The following is a 21812-nucleotide window of genomic DNA, read 5'->3' as shown; positions in this document are numbered from 1 at the left end:
GTTTTTATGTGTTTTGAGATTGATAGTATGATTAATTAATATGCTAATAAATGCTTTTTATGCGTTTTAATAGCTAAATTTTAGTTTTTATTATTCTTTAAATTAATGTTTAAATATTATTAAATATAAGATAATATACAATATATTAAATGATAATTAATATATAAAGAAGCAAATAAAAAACATAAATTTAATGTTAATTAAATGTATTTTTCACTCTTAAAAAATGCTTATTAATAGATACATAAGCAATAAAATGTGGTATAATATTATCTTATTTATTGCTTTATCTATTAAATTTATTTAAAGGGATTTCAAATGGTTATTGCAATAGCAAATGAAAAAGGTGGTAGTGGTAAAACTACTTTGAGTGTGAATCTCGCCATTAAATTAGCACAAGAGGGCGATGAAGTGTTGCTTATAGATTCAGACCCACAAAGAAGCACAGAAGCCTTTATAGACATAAGGACAAATGCGGAGCATGAGTTTTTGTTTAATTCATTACAGAGAACAGGATATGGATTAACAAAAGAGATTAAGAATCTAGAGAAAAAATATGATTGTATTGTTATTGATACAGGTGGTAGAGATTCTAAAGAGATGAGACAAGCTTTAGTTGTTGCAGATATTATTATTGTGCCAACAATACCAAGTCAATATGATGTTGCAGTGCTTGATAGAATGATAACAATATGTGATGAAATCAGTGTTATGAATCCACATGCAAAAACATTAATATTGATTAATAAAGCTAGTCCCAATCCATTTTTGATAAATAAGGTTAAAGACCTGCAAATATACATAAGCGAAAAAGATTTAGATAATCTCAAACTTATGAGTAGTGTTATCTATGAAAGGGAGGCATATAGGAATGCAACAGGTTTAGGTTTAGGCATTACAGAGCTTTGTAATGAGAGTGAAAGGGCATATAGTGATTTTATCAAGTTTTATGATGAATTATTATGTGAGATTAAGGCAATAAGTATGAGCGAACAAATAAGTTAGTAAGATAAGTAACTTATAAACATACAAGAGAGAAAGGAAATAGCATGACTTTAGTCATTAAAAATGTAAAGCAAGAGTTTGTAAAGAATTTCAAAGATTTAGCAAGTGAAATACATGCAGATATTGAAATATGTGAGAGTAAGCAGGGGATAGAAAGTGAGTTAGAATATACAGAAAATGGCTATCCAAAAGAATTTGAAAAGCAAATATTGCAAGACATGCAAGAAGTAGAAATGCAAAGAAAAAATGGCACTCTTAAAACTTACAATAGTGTCAAAGAGGCATTTGAAAGTGAGGGCATAATCTAGTACGTATAAACTTCACTTAACAAAAAGATTTACTAAGGAAGCAAAGAAATTAAATCCACAAGACTTAAAGCATACTATGGAGGTTTTAGAGAGACTTTGCAATAATGAGACTTTAGAACCAAAATATAAAGACCATGCTTTAAGTGGGGATTTAGCAGGTGCTAGAGATTGCCATATAAAACCTGATTTAGTTTTAATTTATAGGCAGGACAAAGAAGTCTTAGAGCTAATAGCATTGCGTATAGGAAAACATAGCAAAGTATTTAAAAAATAAGAAAGGAAATACAATGGGTATTAAAGACATTAATCAACAAAAACAAAACACTTTTAAAAGTGTAGAGTTAGAAAGAAAAACAAAAAGGGCAAATGATATAGAAACATTTATCGAAAATGCAGAGGGCGAAACTTCAAAGAAAAGATATGGAGCACCACTAAAAGATAAAGAGAGAAAAAGCACAGAGAGATATAGTTTCTATTGCACTCCAGCAGAAAGTAAAAAGCTAAGGGCAATGGCAGAACAATATGATATGAAAATCGCAGAGTTTATCAAGTTTAAAGTATTTGATAAATACAAAAATATGTAATAAACATGTGATTTTGTTATAATACATTTTTTATTTTATTTTAAAAGGATAGTTTATGGAAAATAAGTTTTTGAAAGTAAGTAAAAGACTTGGTGCAGTAGTTTTAGGTGCAACATTATTGTGTGTAAATATGCAAGGTGCTACATTACAAGAGATAGAGGCAAAGAAAAAGGCAGAAGCAAAAGCACAACAGGAAGCACAAACAAACGCTTAAAGACAATCAAGTTGTTATTGTTTGGGATAATAATGTTATTGCGGAGTTGGAAAATGATATACCCGATGATAAAAAGAAAATGCTAAAACAAGCAATATATTATGCAAATATTGCAACAGGCAAGTATAGTAAAGCAGAATGGGGACACATGATTGATGGTTATGTTGGCGATATGACACACATAATAGAGCCTTATAAAAATATAGAATGGGATAAGCATGATAGAGAAAAGCTTTTAAACGGACAAGGATTTAATGGGGCATATTTTGGTGGGAAGTATGGTTTTGTAGATACTTGTATCCTTGAGACTATGTTTAGAACTGCAGGTAGCTACATAAATACACATAGTAAAAAATACTATGGAAATTTTCCAGGTTTTAGTCAAACAAATCTTAATAATAAAAAAGCACTTGCAAAATGGCTAAATGATGTTTTTTATCCTTATATTGATAAGCTAGAAATAAGCGACCATGATACAGACTTTCGTTATGGGCTTGTTAAAGATAAATTAGAAAAAATCAAAGAGACGATGGTAATTAAATAATTCTTATCTCTCAAGCCCTTTCTTATTAAGGGCATTTTCTTGTGTATTTGCATTTTGTTTCTCTTTCTCTTTTTCTTTTTCTAACAATCGCAAATGCACTTTATAATCTACTAAGGCAGTATTATCATATTTTTCTAAATACTCATGCAAAGTATTGTTTTTGTATTTATCATGCAATGATTTACGCATATAATCTATATTTCTCATCTTTCTATCAATGATATACCATTCAATAAAGTCAGCATAATATTGTTGTTGTTCTAAATCTTTTTCTTGTTGTTTTATTTCATTTTCATGTTCTGTAAAGAAACTATTGATTTTTGTTTGTAGCAGTGTAAAATCACTTAATTGTTGTTCCTTGTAATGTATCTTATCATCTGCTTTAGAATCTAAATAGCTTGTAAGGTTTTGAAATTCTTTAAAATAATATTGCAATGTTTTTATGTGATGTTTATTTAGTTTTGCATTCTAAAAAATCCAAAATTATCTGCATTAAGCGCAATGTATTTATTCCATAAAATAAAAAAACATTTCAAAGAACGCAAATAAAGGTTTTTTTATATGGATTGATGAGTTAAGAGACTATTTAAATGATAAAAACATGAGAGATAAAATCATTGAAATGATTGTAGAGATTAGAAAAATCAATGGCGTTATCACTATGGGACTACAAAACCTTGACTTCTTAGATGAAATCTCTAATGCAAACACCTTTATTGACAATATGAGTAATTACATTATATTCCCAACAAAAGATGAAAAAACATTAGAGCAACTTTACTCAAAATTATCTCTAAGCGGTAGTGAGATTAACTTTTTATCACAAGCAAGCAAAAATAAAAGACAAGTGCTTTTTAAACAAAAAGAAATAGGCAGTGCAATCCTTGATGTCAATTTATCAAGTCTTGGATACTATTAAAATAAGAACACGATATGCAATGACTTCAACAATCATTATGGAATCTAAGATTATAGGCTATACACTTGGAGATAGCATAGGCTTTGAAGTCAAAGAATTGCCGCACATGGAAAACGTATTATCTATACGACCAAAACTCATAGGTATAGATACAAACCTTACTATTTTTACACAAGATAAGAGGATTTACAACCTTTATGTATTCAGCACAGACTACAAGAGTAAAAATCCACCAAATCTTATTGTAAATATTCAAACACCTTATACTAAAGAGGAAAAAGAACAATTAGAACTAGAGAAAATAAAATCATACAGCTTTTAAAGAAAGGGGCTAAAAAGGGTTGGCAATTAACAAAAGAATACGCCGTAATAGCAATAAAAGAAATAGCAGTAAAAAAGAAAGAACTTGATGATTATATTAATATAAGAAAAAAAGAAGTTGAAATGCAAAGGAATCTATCATCACAAACAAAAGCATACAAATTAGCAATAAGCCCCAAACAAAAAGAAAATCGTGCAATACAAATGCAAAAACATATTTAAAAAATGGAGATATGGATAATTATCGCAAAGAGATTGTAAAAGCAAAAGAAGTAGAGGATAAACGAAAACAAAATATTGCAAAAACACAAAATGAAAGTGTCAATAAAGTGTTAAACTCATACAATCTTTACACAGAGGGCAGTGCAAGCAATGGCAGTGAATACACCATAAACACGCAAGTTCATGGAAATAAAGAATCCAAGGCGACTTGTTGTGATTTTATAGAGAAACATTTTTTTTCGCATTCCGTACTAGATACTCCACTTCACTCAACATGATAGATACTAGATCTAGATTTAAAATATTACTTACAATATAATCGTAATATTTAGATAGCATAGTTTATTATTTCGTGCTATCATTACGCAGATTTATTGTGAAAGTATTTTTAGATTCTAAATTAATATGAGAATCCAAAAAAGCAAAATATACACTCAACTATTTAATATAAATCAAAACACTAGATTGTAAATCATCACAAATAAAAGGAATATCGCATGTATAGAATCTTATTGCCTTTATTATTGCTATGTAGTTTTCACTATGCTTTTGCTGAAAATATCTTGCGTGTAGCAGTATCACAAAATGTCGGCGATATGAATCCACAGGGCTATAATCTCAATCAGCTTTACGCACAAAATATGATTTATGAAGGCTTAGTAAAGACTGATAGCAAGGGCAATATTACACCCTCGCTAGCACTCTCTTGGGAGGTTAAAGATTCTGGAAAAAGCTATATTTTTCATTTAAGAAAAAATGTGTTATTTTCTAATGGAGAGTCTTTTAACGCACAAGCAGTTGTAAAAAACTTTCAATCGATTTTAAAGAATAAAGCAAGGCATTCATGGTCAGCCCTTGTTATGACAATCGATAGCGTAGTAGCCCTTGATGACTATGCGATTAAGCTAACACTAAAACACCCCTATATTGCAACATTAAATGAATTAGCCCTTGTTCGCCCCTTTCGCTTTATTGCTCCAAGTATGATTCCACAAGACTTAGACTTAGCAAAAAATAATCCTAAAAAGCCCATTGGCACAGGTCCATATATGCTAACAGATACAAAAGTTGGCATAAGTAATACTTTTAGTAAAAATCCACATTATTGGGATAAAGCTAGATATAATGGAATCTATTATGATACTATCATTACAAAAATCATAATTGATCCAAATGCAAAGCTAGTAGCACTCAAAACAAAGCAAGTTGATATGATTTATGGTTCTGATTCTATCCCTATTGAGATTTTTCATAATATCGCAGAAACAAAGCAGTTTCAAACCTTTCTTAGCCCCCCAGCCTTTACCACATTTCTTATTGTAAATCCAGCAAGTAAAACCTTGCAAGACAAAGATATGCGAGAAGCCCTAGCCCTAAGCATAGATAAAGCAAAGATTATAGAATCTGTGTATTATGGCTATCAAAAAGAGGCACAATTTTTATTTAATCAAAATCTCCCCTTTACAAAGACAAAAAGCTACACGCCGCTAACCTATAACAAAGACAAGGCACTAAATCTTCTAGCAAAAATGGGCTATACAAAAAAGAGTGATGGCTATCTATATAAAGATAATAAAGAACTACAAGTTCAACTTCACTTCATAGCAAATAATCCCACACAAAAAGCCATTGCCACCATTATGCAAGCACAATTAAAAGATATTGGAATCTTTTTAGAGTTAATCCCAAATGAAGTAACAATGTATAGAAAAAAGCAAACACAAGGGCAGTTTGAGTTATGCTTTAGTCAAACATGGGGTGTGCCTTATGAGCCATTTACCTTTATCAACTCCATGAGACATAAGGGACATGCTGATTATATGGCACAAGTAGCCTTGCCTAAAACAGATTCTATAAATAAGGATTCTATTGATAAAGCGATTAAAACCCTTATTGAAAGTCCTTATGATATATACGCAGATTCCAAAAAAATAGATTCAAATAAAGCACAAGAAAATCTAGCTAAACAAACGCAAAGCTTTCTTGATATGCTATATAGCACGCAGATTTATATACCACTCACTTATGATACAAATAAAGTTGTTGCGAGAGCGGGTATCAAAGGCATAGCCCCTGATGTAAGGGTATTTGAGATTCCATTTTGGGAGTTTTATGAATAATGCTTCGCTACATTTTGTATAGAATCTTTATGATTATTCCTATACTTTTTCTTGCTTCTTTCATTATTTTCTATCTTTTAAGGTTGAATAATACTGATCCAGTAGCACAATATCTTATAAACTCAAACCTGCCCTCAACACCTGAAGTAATAGCAGAGATCCGCCATGAGTTTGGCTTAGATAAGCCTATATTAGAGCAATATCTCTTGTGGCTACAAAAGGCAGTTTCACTTGATTTTGGTAAGTCATATATGAGTGATAGAGATGTATGGAGTGATTTTTTGTATTATTTACCCAATACACTTTTACTTGCACTCTTTGCGTTTTTACTTACGATTATAGTGTCTGTGCCTTTTGGGATAATCGCTGCGTATTATAGAGATAAAATCCCTGATTTTCTCATTCGCTTTATTTGCTTTATTGGTGTTTGTATGCCTAACTTTTGGTTTGCATTTTTACTTATTATGCTTTTTTCTCTCACACTTGGTTGGCTACCAGCCCTTGGTGTAGATGGACTTCATTCATTCATTTTACCTGCTATAAGCATTGCTTTCATGTCAATATGTGTAAATATACGCCTTATCCGTGCAAATATGCTTGAAGTCTCAAAGGAGAGACATATCCTTTATGCGTATTTGCGTGGATTAAAAAAGGGACATGTAACAATCAAGCATGTTTTCTACAATGCGACTTTGCCTATTATCACCGCACTTGGCATGCACTTTGGGGAGTTAATCGGTGGAGCGCTTATTATAGAAAGCATTTTTGCGATACCGGGCATTGGCTATTATAGCTTACAAGGCATTGCAAATCATGATTATCCTATTATTCAATGCTTTGTGCTTATTATGTGCCTTGTGTTTTCTTTGTGTAATCTCATTATTGATATATGTTATGCAGCCCTTGATCCACGCATAAGAAAGAATATGGAAGGCTCTCATGTATTATAAAATTGGAAGTGTGCGATGACAACAGATTCTAAGCTATATAGAAAAAAGCTTTCTTTTATGGGGAAGTTCGCTCTTGTTATGATTATTTTCTTACTACTTATTGCACTCATTGCACCATTCTTTTTGCCTTATGCCCCTGATGCGATTGATTTAGATAATAGATTCTCACCTATTAGCACAGAGCATTTTTTAGGGACAGATCATCTTGGCAGGGATATTTTCACGCGTTTAATATTTGGGGCTAGAATCTCGCTTTTTTCTGTGGGGATAATCTTAGTATGCGTTATGTTTTTGGGGATAAGTATCGGTGGTATTGCTGGATTTTTTGGTGGGAAAATCGATAAGTTTATTATGAGGATATGCGATTTGTTTTTAAGTTTGCCTACTATTGTATTATCACTCTTTTTAGTTGGCATACTAGGGGCTGGATTAGAAAATGTAATGCTTGCTATTGCCCTAACGCATTGGGCTTGGTATGCAAGGATTATCCGCAGTATTGTGCTAGGATTAAAACACCGCGAGTTTGTGCTACTCTCACAAGTCTATGGTGCGAGTAATTGGCAGATTTTTAAACGCAATATGCTGACGCCAATCCTTACACAATGCTTTGTGCTTGCGACTATGGATATAGGGCATATTATGCTGCATATTGCTGGACTATCTTTTCTTGGACTTGGCGTGCAGCCACCACAGGCAGAATGGGGGGTTATGCTAAGTGATTCTAAAGATTATGTATTTAGCAATCCGGAGTTATTGCTTTATCCGGGATTAGCCCTATTTATAGCAGTTGCTTTGTTTAATATGCTAGGTGATAGCTTACGAGATTATTTTGATTGCGATTCAAATATTATCCTTTAAAGGCAATCTATGACATTAACGCTTAAACATCTCACTTTAATGTGTAATAACAAGATTCTATTAAATGATGTGAATCTTAGTATAAAAGCAGGACAAACAACTATCCTATTTGGTAAAAGTGGTAGTGGGAAAACGCTTACAACCCTTGCTATGCAGGGCTTACTCCCAAAAAATATAAAGCAGGTAAGCGGTGAATTATTGCTTGATAATATGCCTATTAATCCACAGACTTCACGCGCAAAAGTCTTTGCAAGCATTATGCAAAATCCCCGCTCTTGCTTTAATCCACTCTATTCACTTCATACGCATATAAAAGAGAGTGCAAACGCTCTAAAAACGCATTGGGATATAAAGATTATGGAATCTATGCTGCATGAAGTTGGCTTACAAAAAGAAGTATTGAAACTCTATCCATTTGAGATGAGTGGGGGAATGCTACAACGCGCAATGATTGCCCTTGCCCTGCTTACAAAAGCCCCTTTTTTAATCGCTGATGAACCCACAACAGACCTTGATAGTATCGTGCAGTATAGAATCTTAAAACTTCTAAAACACTTGCAAAAAACCTATAAACTAGGCATTTTGCTTATCACACATGACCTAGACGTTGCAAAGAAGATGGGAGATAATTTTTATTGTCTTACGCATTGTGAAATGCTACTTAACAAAAGAGTATAGAATCTATGATTTTTTAGATACAATCATATTTTTATTTTTACAAGGAGAGAATATGTCTAGATTCCATAATATTACGCGACTTTCTACAAGCTTGTTACACAAAGGGGCTTTTATACTCTGTGGTGTGCTATGTGTAAATACCCTAGTGTTAGCAGATGAAATGTGTAGAGTGCCAACTCTAAATGATATGCAAATAGAAGATGGGACTTTTAAATTTTATGCAAACGATACAGAAGATGATGATAAAAAAGATGGGGGGGGGGGGGTATCATAGTGATGATAAAACCCTAAAGGCTATAACACGCATGCTTAATCCTTTTAATAGTGAATTTGTAATGATAGGGGAATATAAACCGGTTGAGGAATATTTAGAAAAGATTGACTCCATAGAAGTTCGCATAAGTAATGATTGCAAGAAAAATATATGTAACACAAAAGCGCATAATAAAGAAACCGGAAAGCTAGTATATGAGACAAATTGCAAAGATGGTAAGCTGCATGGCAAACAATATATGAGTAACATGCACAATAAAGATAATCATGAAAGCATAATGCTTAAAGATGGTAAAAGCGAGATTACATTGCATTATAAAGATGGCAAACTACATGGAAAACAACGGATAGAAATCCCATGGTATGAAGCAGAGTTTAGCGTTGTAAATGATAAACTACATGGCGAATACAAAGAGCAACATTATACATATAATGCAATGGGTGGTTATCGTATGGAATTTAATATGGTAAATGGGGTAGCTATCGGAGATTATAGTAGATCTGGGGGATATAATTTTGCTGGTGGAGCTTTTTCTGAAGAAAGACAAGGGCAATATGACTCATCTGGCAATTTTAGTGGTGTGCAAGTATATAGGTCTAATGAGTTTGCAATGACAACAACACACGAAATTACAATAATTTCATGTGAAAATAATGAATGCAGGGTATATGCTACATATACAGGTCAGCAAAGCGGTGAAGCGTTTAATAGAACAAACAAAGTTTATGAAGCACTTGGAGCAAAAAAAAGATTCTAAAGGCAAATTCCCAAGAGACTTAGAAGTGCTTTTAAAGTCATAGGCGATAAAATAATTTAACCTTTAGATATAGCCCATTTCACACTTTATTGAAAGTTATATTGCTTATATTATGGGCTTGTATTATAGAATCTACATATATTTCATAATCCATAGCACAAGATTCTATACTGCATTAAGTTATCTTGTGAAAAGCTGTTTAGTGGATCTTAATCGTGTGATAGTGTTGTGTGGTATATAGAATGAATATATTCTAAGCTATTGAAACGCTTGAAATTTTCATAGCGTCTTCGTATAATTTATGTTATAATTTTTGCTTATTTTTTGCTATCAATAATCATTAATGTTGTGAAAATTTATTTGCTTTATTGTATTTTTAGCATGAAAATATTGTAAGAAACTAAAGGATTTACATGAAGATTCTGTATAAATTTATCTTGCTTTTATGTCTTATGCCTTGTAGTTTGTTTGCCTATCTTGATCCAGGCACTGGCTCTTTATTGCTTTCATCTGCTATTGCCCTTTTTGCTTCAGCCCTCTTTTTCTTCAAAAGCATTTTTTATAAAGTTATTTCTTTGACATCTGGCGGGGGAGGGGTAAAGCTTAAGAAAGGTAAGCAAGAAAATCATAAACTTGTCTTTTATAGTGAGGGCAAGCAATATCATAATGTTTTTAAGCCTATATTAACTTATCTAGATTCTATCTCTTATCCTTACACCTATCTTACTTCATCAAAAGAGGATTTTGAACTATATACAAAAGATTTAGATTCTAAAAAAGATTCTATACAGAAATTAGAATCTACAACTGCTTGTCATACTGAGCCTTTGGGTGAAGTATCTAACATAGAAACTAAAAAAGATATTTCGCACTTACGCACTCAATATGATAAAAACCTAGATTCTAACGATACAAACAAACGCATAGCACAAAACCACAACCCCAACGCACAATTTGAATACATCGGCAGTAGCGATAGCCCTAAAGCTATTTCTCGTCTTAATAGCCTTAAAGCTGATATTGTAATGATGAGCACACCACAGCTTGATATACTTCAAATCAAGCGAAGCAAAGGTGTGAAGCATTATAGCCATATTATCCACTCGCTCCCACATGTAGATATTTACGAGGTATTTGCCCTTGATTACTTTGATAGTGTTTTTACAAACTCAATCATACATACAGATTTTATCCACGAAGTAGAAAGGGTAAGAAATCTTAAAACAAAAGAAGTTGTTATCACCGGCTGCACTTATCTTGATATTTTACAAGAAAAGTTGCAAGATTATAAAGAACTAGATGATGACAAAAAGATACACTTTTTTCCAAAGACAGATACAAAGACTACTATACTTTTAGCACCATCTTGGGGGAGAGAGGCTTTGCTTAGCAAATATGGTATGAATCTTATTCAACCTTTTATAGATTCTTCTTTTAATCTTATTATCCGCCCTCACCCACAAAGCTATAATTCCGAAAAGGAACTGCTAGATTCACTGCGAGAGCAAACCAAAGATTGCAGCAATATCGTATGGGATAATAACAGGGATAATATCTATGCCTTGTATCGTGCGGATATGATGATAGGGGATTTCTCCGGTGTAATATTTGACTTTGTGTGCTTGTTTGAAAAGCCCGTGCTAACGCCTACATTTGATTTTAATATTGTGGGTTATGATTTAGAAGACATTTATGATACCCCTTGGGTGAAAGATGCTCTAACCAAGATAGGCAAAAGCATTGAGCCTAGTGAGTTTGATAGATTGCCAAGCGTTATAGAATCTTTATTGCAGGATAAAGAGGGCTATGACAAGCTAAAAGAAAATATTAGAGAGATGAAAGCACTTCTTTGGGAGTATCAAGGTGTGGGTGGTATCAAAACCGCACAAGAGATTTTAAGAATAGAAAAAGAGATTCTAGAATCTGGATTGCAAGATAAACTAGAATTGCATAATGAGATAAATGTGATTAATAGAGTATTAGAGAATGTAGCAAGTGGTATGTGTGGAGATTCTCATATTATTTTGCAGGATAAAAAAGATTCTATACGGAATCTAGATTCTAAAAAAGACATTGCAAAGGATAATGTATGATTACTGAACTTCTCTATTATATCTTCATATTTCCTTTGGAACAAGTCCTTGAAGTTGTATTGCATAATATACTTAAGATAATACCAAGCTATGGTGTAAGCATTATTTTACTAAGCCTTGTGGTGAATTTCTTTTTACTTAAAATCTTTCTCTATACTGATAAAAAGGCACAACAAGAAGCAGACTTAAAAGAGAAATTAGATAAAAGGATTAAATCGTGGAAAAGCGTGTATAAGAGGGCAAAGCTCTATGCTTTTACACAAACGCTATACAGGCAGCATAATTATCACCCTATTTATGCGCTGCGTAGTCTTGGTGGATTAGCCCTGCAGATTCCATTCTTTTTTGCAATGTATGAGATTATTAACAAAGCTTCATATCTCCAGTTTGTAAGTTTCTTATGGATAGATGATTTAAGCAAACCAGATTCTATTATGTTATGTGGTTTAAGTATTCATATCTTGCCTTTACTGATGAGCGCTTTTACTTTAATCAATGTCTTTTATAGCTCAAAAGAGCTAGGTGCAAGAGTGCAAGGGAGTTTGATTGCCTTATTATTCTTGGTGCTACTCTATAGTATGCCTAGTGCGTTAGTATTATATTGGACTTGTAATATGGCGTTTGCGTTGCTAAAAGAGATATTTAAACACAAAAAACATTCATCTTTAAGTAATCATTCGCAAGATTGTGTGTCTTTGGAGGCAGTCACTACCGCTAAGGTAACTCCTGCCCCCAAATCTACACAAAACTCACAAAGCAATACTGCAATTACTAGAATGTGTGAAAGTGCGGATAGGGTTGGCGTAGAATGCCGAGATTCTAATGATTCAAATCTTAACCAAGATACTAGAATTGCGGATTCTTTGTCTTGTCATACTGAGCAAAGCGAAGTATCCAAAAAACGAGATTCTAACAACACCAATTCATCTAAAAGCACTAAAATACCAAGCAAAGCTACACAACCACAAGGAAAACTCAAAACTCTATTATTTAACATATTTACCCCATACACTTCTCTAGATTCTAAGGCTTATGCAACCTATCGTAATATCAGCATTCTAGCTATTCTTAATATCTGCTTTATAATATGTGTATTTAGCCCTTATGCTTTGTATAGTAGTGATGTATCACAGTTTGCTATGAAAGAGACTTATCAAACACTAGCAGTACTATTTGGTGCTTTTCTTTGTTCTAGCTTTATGATTATTTATATTACAAGCTTTTTTTATAAAACAAGACTTTTTAAGTTTGGTGTATATGTTGCAAGCATATTATTTCTTATTGGGATAATCAATACATTTATTTTTGTAGGTGATTATGGAGTAATGGATCACTTTGTCTTGCAAAAACCAGAGTTTAATAATCCAAATAATCTTTTATATGCCTTGTGTGCTTTTATAGCAAGTGTAGCGATTGTGTATTTTTGTTTTAAATGGCTGAAGAGTATTTTTAGTGTTAGTCTCATTAGTCTTTGTGTGCTAAGTGTTATATCTTTCTTTAATATTATGGAAGCAAATAAAACCTATATAGTCCCAAAAAGCCTTGTTGCAGAAGATAGTAATCTGCAACCTTATGAAAAAGAGTTATTTTCCTACTCAAAGACAGAGAAAAATATCGTAGTTATGGTGCTTGATATGTTTAGTGGCTCACATATGCATCCACTCTTAGAGCAATTCCCAGAGTTTAAAACACAGCTTGATGGCTTTGTGCTATTTGATAACGCTATATCTACGACAAATGCTACCATCCATAGCTTTTCTACACTTATCGGCGGGGAGCATTATGCTGTATATAATATGAATGCTAGAAAAGATAATCTTGCTGATAGTATCACTGAAGCCTTTGGTGTTATGGGTGATACTTTTGTAAAGAATGGCTATGATGTGGCGTATTTTGTGGATGATATGTTTGGTGGATCAAAACGCATACAAGACTATAATGACAATATAGCAGTAGTATTTCAAACTCGTGCATATTTAGATTATTTCATGCAAAACAATCATACTGCTCTTAAGGCATTTGAAGCAGCAGAAAAAGGTAGTATTGCCAACATAAAAAAGATTCTAAGTTTTGGTGTATTTCGCTTTAGTCCAGAGATGTTTCGTTCTAGAATTTATAATGATAGCGAATGGCTGCGTTATAAAGATATAGATAATAACGCTATCACTGCTGTACCTTATACCTCATCATTTTATGCTTTTACGCATCTGCATAATACAGAATCTAAAAAGTCAACCTTTAAATACTTACACACCCTTATAACACATACTCCATATTCTATGTATTATGAGCAAGGAAAATGTATCTTTGTAAATGGGCAAGATAAACTTGGCAATAAAACTGCATGGCATGATTATCCGCATAAAGTGGAAATGCCCTACAGAAATAAGGCAGAAACAAGACTTTATTTCAAGCATTATGATTCTGAAGCATGTGCCTTGAACTATCTTAGCACATTTATACAATGGCTTAAAGACAATGAGATTTATGATAACACGCAAATTTTTGTAGTAAGCGATCATAGTGGGTTCGATAGTATAGGCATTCCTAGCAATATAGCAGCAAAAGAGGGGCGACCTGATATTCTCTTTCTCTTTAAGAATTTTAATACAAGCGGGGAATTAAAAGTAGATTCTAGACTTATGGCAAATTACGATATTTCAAGCATTTTTTGCGAGAATCTTCCTAATGGTTGTCCTAATGTGCCAAAAAACATTCTCAACAATTATCTGCAAGATAGAAAAATCATTACAACAATACCTATCACAGCTGGTTTTGGTACGCATAAAAAAAATGAATGGAATATTACCCACTATTTCCAAGTGAATGACAGCATTTACAATGAAAACAACTGGCAAGATATCACAAAAGAAGTCAAAAATGGTACATTACAGATTGACAAGATTCATTAATTGTCGTTTGCGTGTTTAAGATATTCGTTCTTGATCACGTTGCGTTTTAACGGTTAGTCTAAAACACAATGTGATACATAGTTGCATTTTCCCCTATTATTAAGTATAATCGCACATAAGCACATAAAGGAAAAATATGTTAAAAGATAAAAAGATTCTCATATTTGTGAGTGGCTCTATTGCGATTTATAAGATTTTAATGCTAATTAGATCTTTGCGTAAAGAGGGGGCATTAGTCCGCGTTGTCGCTACGCAGAGTGCGTTAAAATTCATCACGCCTCTAAGCTTTGAGACGCTAAGCAATACGCCCTTGCTTCATGATAGTAATGAATGCTGGGCTAGTATGCCTTACACGGATTCAAACATTTTAGAATCCAATATGCAAAACGATTCCAACCCACCGCAAAATCACATTGGCTATGCGAAATGGGCTGATATTGCTCTCTTTGCACCACTCACTGCAAATAGTCTCAATAAACTCGCAAATGGCATTGCTGACAATATCTACCTATCAACCGCCCTTGCCCTGCCAAATATCCCAAAGCTTCTCGCCCCAAGCGCAAATACTCTCATGCTAGAAAATCCCATTACGCAGAAAAACATAGAGATTCTAAAAAATAGCGGCTATGAGATTATTAACCCAGCCTTAGGCATGCTAGCATGTGGTGATATAGGCAATGGGGCGATGGCAGACACTGAAACTATGCTTTTTGCCTTAAAGAAAGCGGTTTTTAACAATCCATACTGGCAGGATAAATACGCCATTGTTACAGGTGGTGGCAGTATTGAAGAGATTGATTCTGTGCGATGTATTAGCAATCACTCAAGCGGTATGCAAGCTAGCAATCTTGCTTTAGTGCTCTATTATCTAGGTGCGAAAGTCATTTTCATTAGCTCTAAAACGCCGATAACGTTACCACCAAGCATTAAACACATACAAGTAAAAAGCTCAAAAGATTATGAAAACGCACTTAAACATACAATAGATTCTATAAAGAATGAGAAAATCTATCTCTTCATGGCAGCAGCAATAAGCGATTATATCCCGCATAAAAGAGAGGGCAAGTTAAAAAAGAAAGATTTAGGCGATACAATGACCCTAAATTTATATGAAAACAAAGATATTTTAGCCTCACTTAATGCTACTAATCTTATAAAGATTGGCTTTAAAGCAGAATGCGACAAAGAAAATGCGAAGATTAACGCAAAAAATGCACTTATTAAAAAACAATGCTCTATGATGTGTCTAAATATTATTAGTGAATCTAATATGGGTTTTGGAGCTACACATAATAAACTTTATCTTATTACAAAAGATTCTGAAAAATATATACAAGGCACAAAGCTTGAAGTAAGTTTAGAAATCTGTCTGCATTTACAAGCTCTTGGGCTATAACCTAATTATAATCTTAATTGTTACTAAATAATCATACATCTTGTTGTATAAAATATAATGCAGCCAACTAAAGGGTTAATCTTAATCATAAAAACCACATAGCAGAAATCTTCATATTCCTAAATTGTTTCCCATTGCAATAAGTTTATATTCTATGTGAGTGCAATGACACTCAAATAATCTGCACATATCTAAAGACACTGCGTCATGTTTCATGCAAGCTCACAGAGAATTTAGGCTATAAGCCTAAAAGTTCGGCCACTCTCTTACCATAGGCTGCATCTGCTTTCGTGAAGTGCTCAATCTGTCGTCTTTGAATATCAACTGGCACACCTTCCATTGCTTCCTTAATATTTTGACAAAGCACTTCTTTTTGACCAGCATTCATAAGACGATATAAATCTCCTGCTTGACTATAGTAGTCATTGTCATCATCTCTATGATTATATCTTGTTATAACATTGCCCTCTTGAATATGCAATGGAGGCTCGATTGCTTTAGAATCTTCCACATAATCATTAAATATACTTGGATTATAGTTTCTCTCTCCACCAAAACTTCCTCTTTGCATGTAACCATCTCTGTGTGTATTACTCACAGATGCAATAGCAGCATTTACAGGAAGTTGGGAATGATTGATTCCAAGCCTATATCTCTGCGTGTCACCATAGCTAAAAAGTCTTCCTTGTAACATCTTATCTGGACTATACCCAACACCTGGGACAATATTGGCTGGATTAAATGCGGCTTGTTCTACCTCGGCAAAATAATTTTCTGGATTCTTATTTAGCTCTAAAATTCCCACTTCAATAAGTGGATAATCCTTGTGACTCCATACCTTTGTCAAATCAAAAGGATTTACCTTGTAATTCTGAGCTTCTTTTTCAGGCATAACCTGCACACAGAATCTCCATTTAGGAAAATTTCCTTTTTCAATGTTTTCAAACAAGTCTTTTTGATGAGACTCCCTATCTTTTGCTATAATTGCCTCTGCTTCTGCATTAGTTAGGTTATGGATTCCTTGCATAGATTTAAAGTGAAACTTTACCCAAAAACGCTCATTTTTTGCATTAATAAAACTATAGGTATGACTACCAAATCCATGCATCTCCCTATAGCTTCTTGGGATCCCTCTATCACTCATAAGAATTGTTACTTGATGGAGTGATTCTGGATGCAAACTCCAAAAATCCCACGCTGCCGTTGCAGATCGTAAGTTTGTCTTTGGATCCCTTTTTTGCGTATGAATAAAATCAGGAAATTTTACTGCATCTTTAATAAAAAAGACAGGTGTGTTATTTCCTACAATATCCCAATTGCCTTCATTTGTATAAAATTTTAATGCAAATCCACGCACATCGCGTTCTGCATCAGCCGCTCCTCTTTCTCCTGCGACAGTCGAAAAACGTAAAAATGCTTTTGTCTTCTTACCTACTTGACTAAAAATATCTGCTTTGGAATACATGGTAATATCGTTAGTGATTGTAAGTTCTCCGTAAGCTGCACTTCCTTTAGCATGCACGACACGCTCCGGAATTCTCTCCCGATCAAAATGTGCCAACTTTTCTAAAAGCCAAGTATCCTGTAAAAGTGTGGGACCTCTACTACCTGCTGTAATCGAGTTTTGATTATCACCGATTGGTGTGCCTGTTGCTGTTGTAAGCTTTTTGCTCATATTAAATCCTTTCAGAGCATATAGTCTATAACCATATTACTCTGCTAGACACACTATCATATTAAAATAAATGCAAATTAACAAAATCAAAGTTGTTCAAAACATTCATCTATTAAAGAGAAAAATAGCAATCTTTTGCATAAAAGACAATCTTTGTTTTTTGTATTTAAGCAAAAGTTCAATGATATTCTTTCTTCTAAACATAACGGCGCAATTAATAGGAGTTAATCCTCGCCCATTATCTGCGTCTACATCCGCACCATATTGTATGAGAAGTTCAGCCATCTCATAATATCCCTTAAAACACACTCCAGCCAAAGGCGTTTGATTCTTATCATTTCTTTTATCGACATCTGCCCCATATTCTAAGAGCATTTTTGCAGTTTCCAAGCTATTATTATAGGCAGCAAGCATAAGCAAGGTGTTTCCATGATGATTAGCCAAATTAACATTTAATCCAGCTTTAATCATAATCTCTAATGCTTCCTTATCATTTTGCCTTGCAAAATCAAAACTTTGTGCAACAAACTCTTCTAGCCTCCGCTCATCTTCTGTATCCATTAATCACCTTTCAATAAAAATATATCTTATCTTACACATAGATACACAAACTCCATATTTATAAAATAAGTATGCAGGAAATACAAAGTATCTTAGCATTTTAACCCCACATATCAAAGTGCATTAAGATACATCTCATTGTTTTTGATCGCAACGACTACAAACATAAGCATATAACCCATCTAATTCTTATTATAATTTTTATGCACTTATATAACATTTTATATGAAATATCATACAGCTCGATTGGCAAGTATTTGTGCTAACATAAAGCTCAGCTCAAGTGCCTGTGTAGCATTTAGCCTTGGATCGCATTGCGTGTGATAATTTGTATGCAGCTTATCTTCCGCAATGGCTTGTATTCCCCCCACGCATTCTGTTACATCAGCGCCAGTCATCTCAAGATGCACACCACCTGCAATGCTACCTTGTGCTGCATGTATAGCAAAAAACTGCTCGATTTCACTTACAATATCTTCAAACGCACGGGTTTTATAACCGCTACTTGCTACTTTTGTATTACCATGCATTGGATCGCAACTCCATAAGATATTACGCCCATCACTGCATACTTCTTTAAGCAATTTTGGGAATTTATCCCCGATTTTATCCGCTCCCATACGCACAATAAGATTCAGTCGCCCTGCTTCATTGTTTGGATTCAAAATATCACAAATTTTTAGAATATCATCTTTTGTAGCATTTGGTCCTATTTTTACCCCAAGTGGATTTTTAACACCGCGTAAAAACTCTAAATGCGCGTGGTCAATATCGCGTGTCCTCTCCCCTATCCATAGCATGTGTGCAGAGCAGTCATACCAGTTGCCACTGAGTGAATCCTGCCTCGTTAAAGCCTCTTCATAATGCAATACAAGGGCTTCATGTGAAGTATAAAAGGATACTTCTTTAAGCTGTCGAGTATTATTTGTATCAATGCCACATGCTTTCATAAAACGCAGGGACTTTGCTATATCACTTGCTAATTCGGCGTATTTTTTACCAAAATTATTATTCTCAACAAAGCTAAGATTCCATAAATGCACTTGCTCTAAATTTGCAAATCCACCTTGTGAAAACGCACGCAAAAGATTGAGTGTGCTTGCACTTTGATGATAACCTTTTAATAGCCTTGTGGGATCTGGCTCTCTTTTATCAAGCTCTTGAGAATTGATTAAATCACCACGATAGCTAGGATAACTTATGCCATCAATTGTTTCTGTATCGCTACTTCTAGGCTTTGCAAACTGCCCTGCTAGACGACCGACTTTCACTATTGGACAGCCTGAAGCAAAGGTTAGAATCACACTCATTTGCAAGATAATCTTAAACATATCTCTAATATTATTTGCATTAAATTGTGAGAAACTCTCCGCACAATCGCCCCCTTGCAATACAAATGCTTCGCCGCGACTAGCCTTTGCAAACTTTTCTTTCAAACTATCTGCTTCTTTAGCAAATACTAATGGTGGTAAGCCTGATAGCTCTTTCTCTACAGATTCTATGGCATTTTTATCTGTGTAGATTGGGTGCTGCTTGATTGGAAAATCTCTCCAACTGCTTTTATTCCATGTAGTTGTTGTTATAGACATTGCATTCCTTTCTTCATAAAGCACATAATCGCTCTTGTATCTGTTTATTCTCAAGCAAAACCATAACTTCGTTTTTGCGTTGTTGTCTCATGTTATTGTTCATTTATTTCTCCTTTCTCAAGTCAATTACTAACTTTATCCCTGCCATAGCCGTAATAATTGCGGTTATAATCGCTGTTATATCCCATGCACTCATTTATTTTTCCTTTGACTATAAATTGACATACTCATAAGTATCACACTTAACACTAGCACTATAAAAGGTGCTGTTTCAAAATTTAGATTCATTATAGAATACAAGGCATTCACAAACAAACCTAAGCCTATATTCTCAAGTAGCTTCCACATTGTTAGCTCCTTTTTCTAGCTTGTTGATTCTATCTTTTAATGCCTTGATTTCTCTGTCGTTATACCAATTAAAAAATAGCTAACAACATATAAAAATACCCATACACCAAAATAGAAAATCCATATTAAGCCCTTTTATGTTATAATTCCCTTGCCCCTCTCCTAAGAGGGGCTTTTTCTTTAGTATCCCAATAATAGTCTTAGCATGTAGGCTATGCTTGTTATAAGTGATACGACCTTTAAAACTTCTTTCAATAGCTTAAGATTTTTCTTAAACTTCTTTCGTTTTTCCGCTTCACTTTACAAAGCAAGATTCTATAATATTTTTATTTGCATATTCTTTAAAAAGTAATATTTTTTCGTAAAAATACACAATATTTTAATATTGTAAATCATATAGTTTCATTATATTTTGCTTAATTGCCTTTTAGAATCTTAGCTGCTTCTTTTGCGTGATAAGTAATGATAATATCAGCTCCTGCTCTTTTAAAGCTAAGCAGGGTTTCTAGCATGACTTTTTCGTAATCGATAATGCCAAGCTTTTCTCCAGCTTTAAGCAGAGCGTATTCACCACTCACATTATATACAGCAAGGGGCAATAAGCTTTTTTCTCGTATTGATTTTACTATATCAAGGTAGGCTAAGGCAGGTTTTACCATGAGTATATCAGCCCCCTCATTCTCATCATTTAGACTTTCAAGGATAGCTTCTCTAGCATTTGCACTATCTTCTTGATAACTCTTTCTATCGCCAAAGCTAGGGCTACTTTGTGCGACTTCTCTAAAAGGACCATAATATGCACTAGCAAATTTTGTAGAGTAACTCATAATAGGAAGATTCACAAAATCATTAGAATCTAGGGCATTACGCATAGTTAGAATCTGCCCATCCATCATAGCACTTGGGGCAAGCATATCTACTCCACTTTGTGCTAATACCACGCTTTGCTTAGCAAGATTCAAAAGAGTAGCATCATTATCAACAGATTGTATTTTAGAATCTAAGATGCCACAATGCCCATGATCTGTATATTCACAAAAGCAAACATCAGCGATAACATACATTTGTGGAAAATGCTTTTTTATCTCTTGGACGCTTTGCGGGATAATGCCGTGTTTATCCCATGTGTAAGAGCCGCTGGAATCTTTTTTATGTTGCGGTGGCACACCAAATAATAAGATAGCATAAATGCCTAGATTCTGTAAAGTTTCACATTCTTTTAGGATATTATCTAAACTCATTTGAAACACGCCGGGCATAGAATCTATCTCATTTCTAATACCCTTACCTTCCACTATAAATAGGGGATAGATAAAATCATTGACACTCAAGGCATTTTCACGCACAAGATTTCGCATAACATTATTTAAACGCAATCGCCTTTTTCTTTGAAACACTTTTTATCCTTTTGTTTCTTGTATTTTCACTAGATCTTTGCATTATACATAATAATTTTATGTTTTTAATAAAGGGGTTGGGAGGAA

Annotated in this window: 23 protein-coding genes and 1 pseudogene; 18 read left to right on the top strand and 6 right to left on the bottom strand. The window is 33.8% G+C overall.

The genetic code is table 11. The features are described from left to right. Window positions 1-318: 318 nt before the first annotated feature. From C6H08_RS03915 to C6H08_RS03895, 6 genes and pseudogenes are all read left to right on the top strand, one after another. Window positions 319-1005: an AAA family ATPase gene (locus C6H08_RS03915; RefSeq protein WP_034562835.1), complete on the top strand. Its 687-nt coding sequence runs from the start codon at window positions 319-321 to the stop codon at window positions 1003-1005. Window positions 1006-1049: 44 nt separating this feature from the next. Further along, a complete protein-coding gene (locus tag C6H08_RS03910) occupies window positions 1050-1313 on the top strand; it encodes a hypothetical protein (RefSeq protein ID WP_034562833.1) in 264 nt (87 codons plus the stop codon). Between the two features lie 4 nt (window positions 1314-1317). Further along, window positions 1318-1587, top strand: a pseudogene (locus C6H08_RS03905) (type II toxin-antitoxin system YafQ family toxin); the annotation flags it as partial. 13 nt (window positions 1588-1600) lie between these two features. Continuing rightward, complete coding sequence (locus C6H08_RS03900; protein WP_034562831.1) at window positions 1601-1897, top strand: hypothetical protein; 297 nt, start codon at window positions 1601-1603, stop codon at window positions 1895-1897. 55 nt (window positions 1898-1952) lie between these two features. Continuing rightward, complete coding sequence (locus C6H08_RS11230) at window positions 1953-2111, top strand: hypothetical protein (protein WP_158656800.1); 159 nt, start codon at window positions 1953-1955, stop codon at window positions 2109-2111. Between the two features lie 46 nt (window positions 2112-2157). Continuing rightward, window positions 2158-2655 carry a hypothetical protein gene (locus C6H08_RS03895; RefSeq protein WP_138154547.1) on the top strand — a complete coding sequence of 166 codons (498 nt, stop codon included), beginning with the start codon at window positions 2158-2160 and terminating at the stop codon, window positions 2653-2655. 3 nt (window positions 2656-2658) lie between these two features. Here the strand turns inward: C6H08_RS03895 and C6H08_RS03890 are convergent, their stop codons facing one another. Next, entirely contained in the window at window positions 2659-3090 is a 432-nt protein-coding gene (locus tag C6H08_RS03890) for a hypothetical protein (RefSeq protein WP_034578887.1), read from the bottom strand. A gap of 166 nt (window positions 3091-3256) precedes the next feature. On the opposite strand from C6H08_RS03890, the gene C6H08_RS03885 reads away from it, so the two are divergent. The 12 genes from C6H08_RS03885 to coaBC all read left to right on the top strand — a co-directional run bounded on the left by C6H08_RS03885 (window position 3257) and on the right by coaBC (window position 16155). Then, entirely contained in the window at window positions 3257-3574 is a 318-nt protein-coding gene (locus C6H08_RS03885) for a TraM recognition domain-containing protein (protein WP_034562825.1), read from the top strand. Between the two features lie 19 nt (window positions 3575-3593). After that, window positions 3594-3896, top strand: a complete 303-nt coding sequence (locus C6H08_RS03880) for a TrbG/VirB9 family P-type conjugative transfer protein (RefSeq protein ID WP_233708473.1) — start codon at window positions 3594-3596, stop codon at window positions 3894-3896. Window positions 3897-4128: 232 nt separating this feature from the next. Further along, window positions 4129-4395, top strand: a complete 267-nt coding sequence (locus C6H08_RS03875) for a hypothetical protein (protein ID WP_052099924.1) — start codon at window positions 4129-4131, stop codon at window positions 4393-4395. Between the two features lie 219 nt (window positions 4396-4614). Beyond that, on the top strand, window positions 4615-6237 hold the full coding sequence (nikA, locus tag C6H08_RS03870; protein WP_034578890.1) for a nickel ABC transporter substrate-binding protein: 1623 nt from the start codon (window positions 4615-4617) through the stop codon (window positions 6235-6237). Continuing rightward, the gene (gene nikB / locus C6H08_RS03865) at window positions 6237-7187 is read left to right on the top strand and encodes a nickel ABC transporter permease subunit NikB (protein WP_034562819.1); all 951 of its coding nucleotides are present in this window, start codon (window positions 6237-6239) and stop codon (window positions 7185-7187) included. The genes nikA and nikB overlap by 1 nt, the downstream gene beginning before the upstream one ends. Before the next feature lie 15 nt (window positions 7188-7202). After that, entirely contained in the window at window positions 7203-8045 is an 843-nt protein-coding gene (gene nikC / locus C6H08_RS03860; protein ID WP_034578892.1) for a nickel ABC transporter permease subunit NikC, read from the top strand. Between the two features lie 9 nt (window positions 8046-8054). After that, on the top strand, window positions 8055-8723 hold the full coding sequence (locus C6H08_RS03855; RefSeq protein ID WP_052099925.1) for an ATP-binding cassette domain-containing protein: 669 nt from the start codon (window positions 8055-8057) through the stop codon (window positions 8721-8723). 52 nt (window positions 8724-8775) lie between these two features. Continuing rightward, complete coding sequence (locus tag C6H08_RS03850; protein ID WP_104686110.1) at window positions 8776-8997, top strand: hypothetical protein; 222 nt, start codon at window positions 8776-8778, stop codon at window positions 8995-8997. Then, entirely contained in the window at window positions 8942-9754 is an 813-nt protein-coding gene (locus C6H08_RS03845) for a hypothetical protein (protein ID WP_138154548.1), read from the top strand. The genes C6H08_RS03850 and C6H08_RS03845 overlap by 56 nt, the downstream gene beginning before the upstream one ends. Before the next feature lie 413 nt (window positions 9755-10167). Continuing rightward, window positions 10168-11847 carry a CDP-glycerol glycerophosphotransferase family protein gene (locus C6H08_RS11865; RefSeq protein ID WP_052099986.1) on the top strand — a complete coding sequence of 560 codons (1680 nt, stop codon included), beginning with the start codon at window positions 10168-10170 and terminating at the stop codon, window positions 11845-11847. Continuing rightward, a complete protein-coding gene (locus C6H08_RS03835) occupies window positions 11844-14759 on the top strand; it encodes a YidC/Oxa1 family membrane protein insertase (RefSeq protein WP_034579574.1) in 2916 nt (971 codons plus the stop codon). The genes C6H08_RS11865 and C6H08_RS03835 overlap by 4 nt, the downstream gene beginning before the upstream one ends. Window positions 14760-14895: 136 nt before the next feature. Next, window positions 14896-16155 carry a bifunctional phosphopantothenoylcysteine decarboxylase/phosphopantothenate--cysteine ligase CoaBC gene (gene coaBC / locus C6H08_RS03830; RefSeq protein WP_034565815.1) on the top strand — a complete coding sequence of 420 codons (1260 nt, stop codon included), beginning with the start codon at window positions 14896-14898 and terminating at the stop codon, window positions 16153-16155. 238 nt (window positions 16156-16393) lie between these two features. Here coaBC and C6H08_RS03825 read toward each other — a convergent pair whose 3' ends face one another. The 5 genes from C6H08_RS03825 to hemB form a co-directional block, all read right to left on the bottom strand. Further along, window positions 16394-17830, bottom strand: coding sequence for a catalase (locus C6H08_RS03825; RefSeq protein ID WP_034579571.1), 1437 nt, complete (start codon window positions 17828-17830; stop codon window positions 16394-16396). A 105-nt stretch (window positions 17831-17935) separates the two neighbouring features. Continuing rightward, window positions 17936-18391 (bottom strand): ankyrin repeat domain-containing protein, encoded by a 456-nt coding sequence (locus C6H08_RS03820; protein ID WP_034565812.1) that lies wholly within the window; start codon window positions 18389-18391, stop codon window positions 17936-17938. A 233-nt stretch (window positions 18392-18624) separates the two neighbouring features. Then, entirely contained in the window at window positions 18625-19980 is a 1356-nt protein-coding gene (locus C6H08_RS03815) for a class II 3-deoxy-7-phosphoheptulonate synthase (RefSeq protein ID WP_034565811.1), read from the bottom strand. Window positions 19981-20172: 192 nt separating this feature from the next. Then, on the bottom strand, window positions 20173-20328 hold the full coding sequence (locus C6H08_RS11475) for a hypothetical protein (protein WP_020995487.1): 156 nt from the start codon (window positions 20326-20328) through the stop codon (window positions 20173-20175). Window positions 20329-20744: 416 nt separating this feature from the next. Beyond that, on the bottom strand, window positions 20745-21725 hold the full coding sequence (gene hemB, locus C6H08_RS03810) for a porphobilinogen synthase (protein WP_034565810.1): 981 nt from the start codon (window positions 21723-21725) through the stop codon (window positions 20745-20747). Between the last annotated feature and the right edge of the window lie 87 nt (window positions 21726-21812).

Source organism: Helicobacter bilis, from assembly GCF_900198365.1.
GTDB lineage: Bacteria > Campylobacterota > Campylobacteria > Campylobacterales > Helicobacteraceae > Helicobacter_A > Helicobacter_A bilis_B.
Note: the sequence above shows the minus strand (reverse complement) of the source record. Positions and strands in the feature narration are given on the sequence as shown.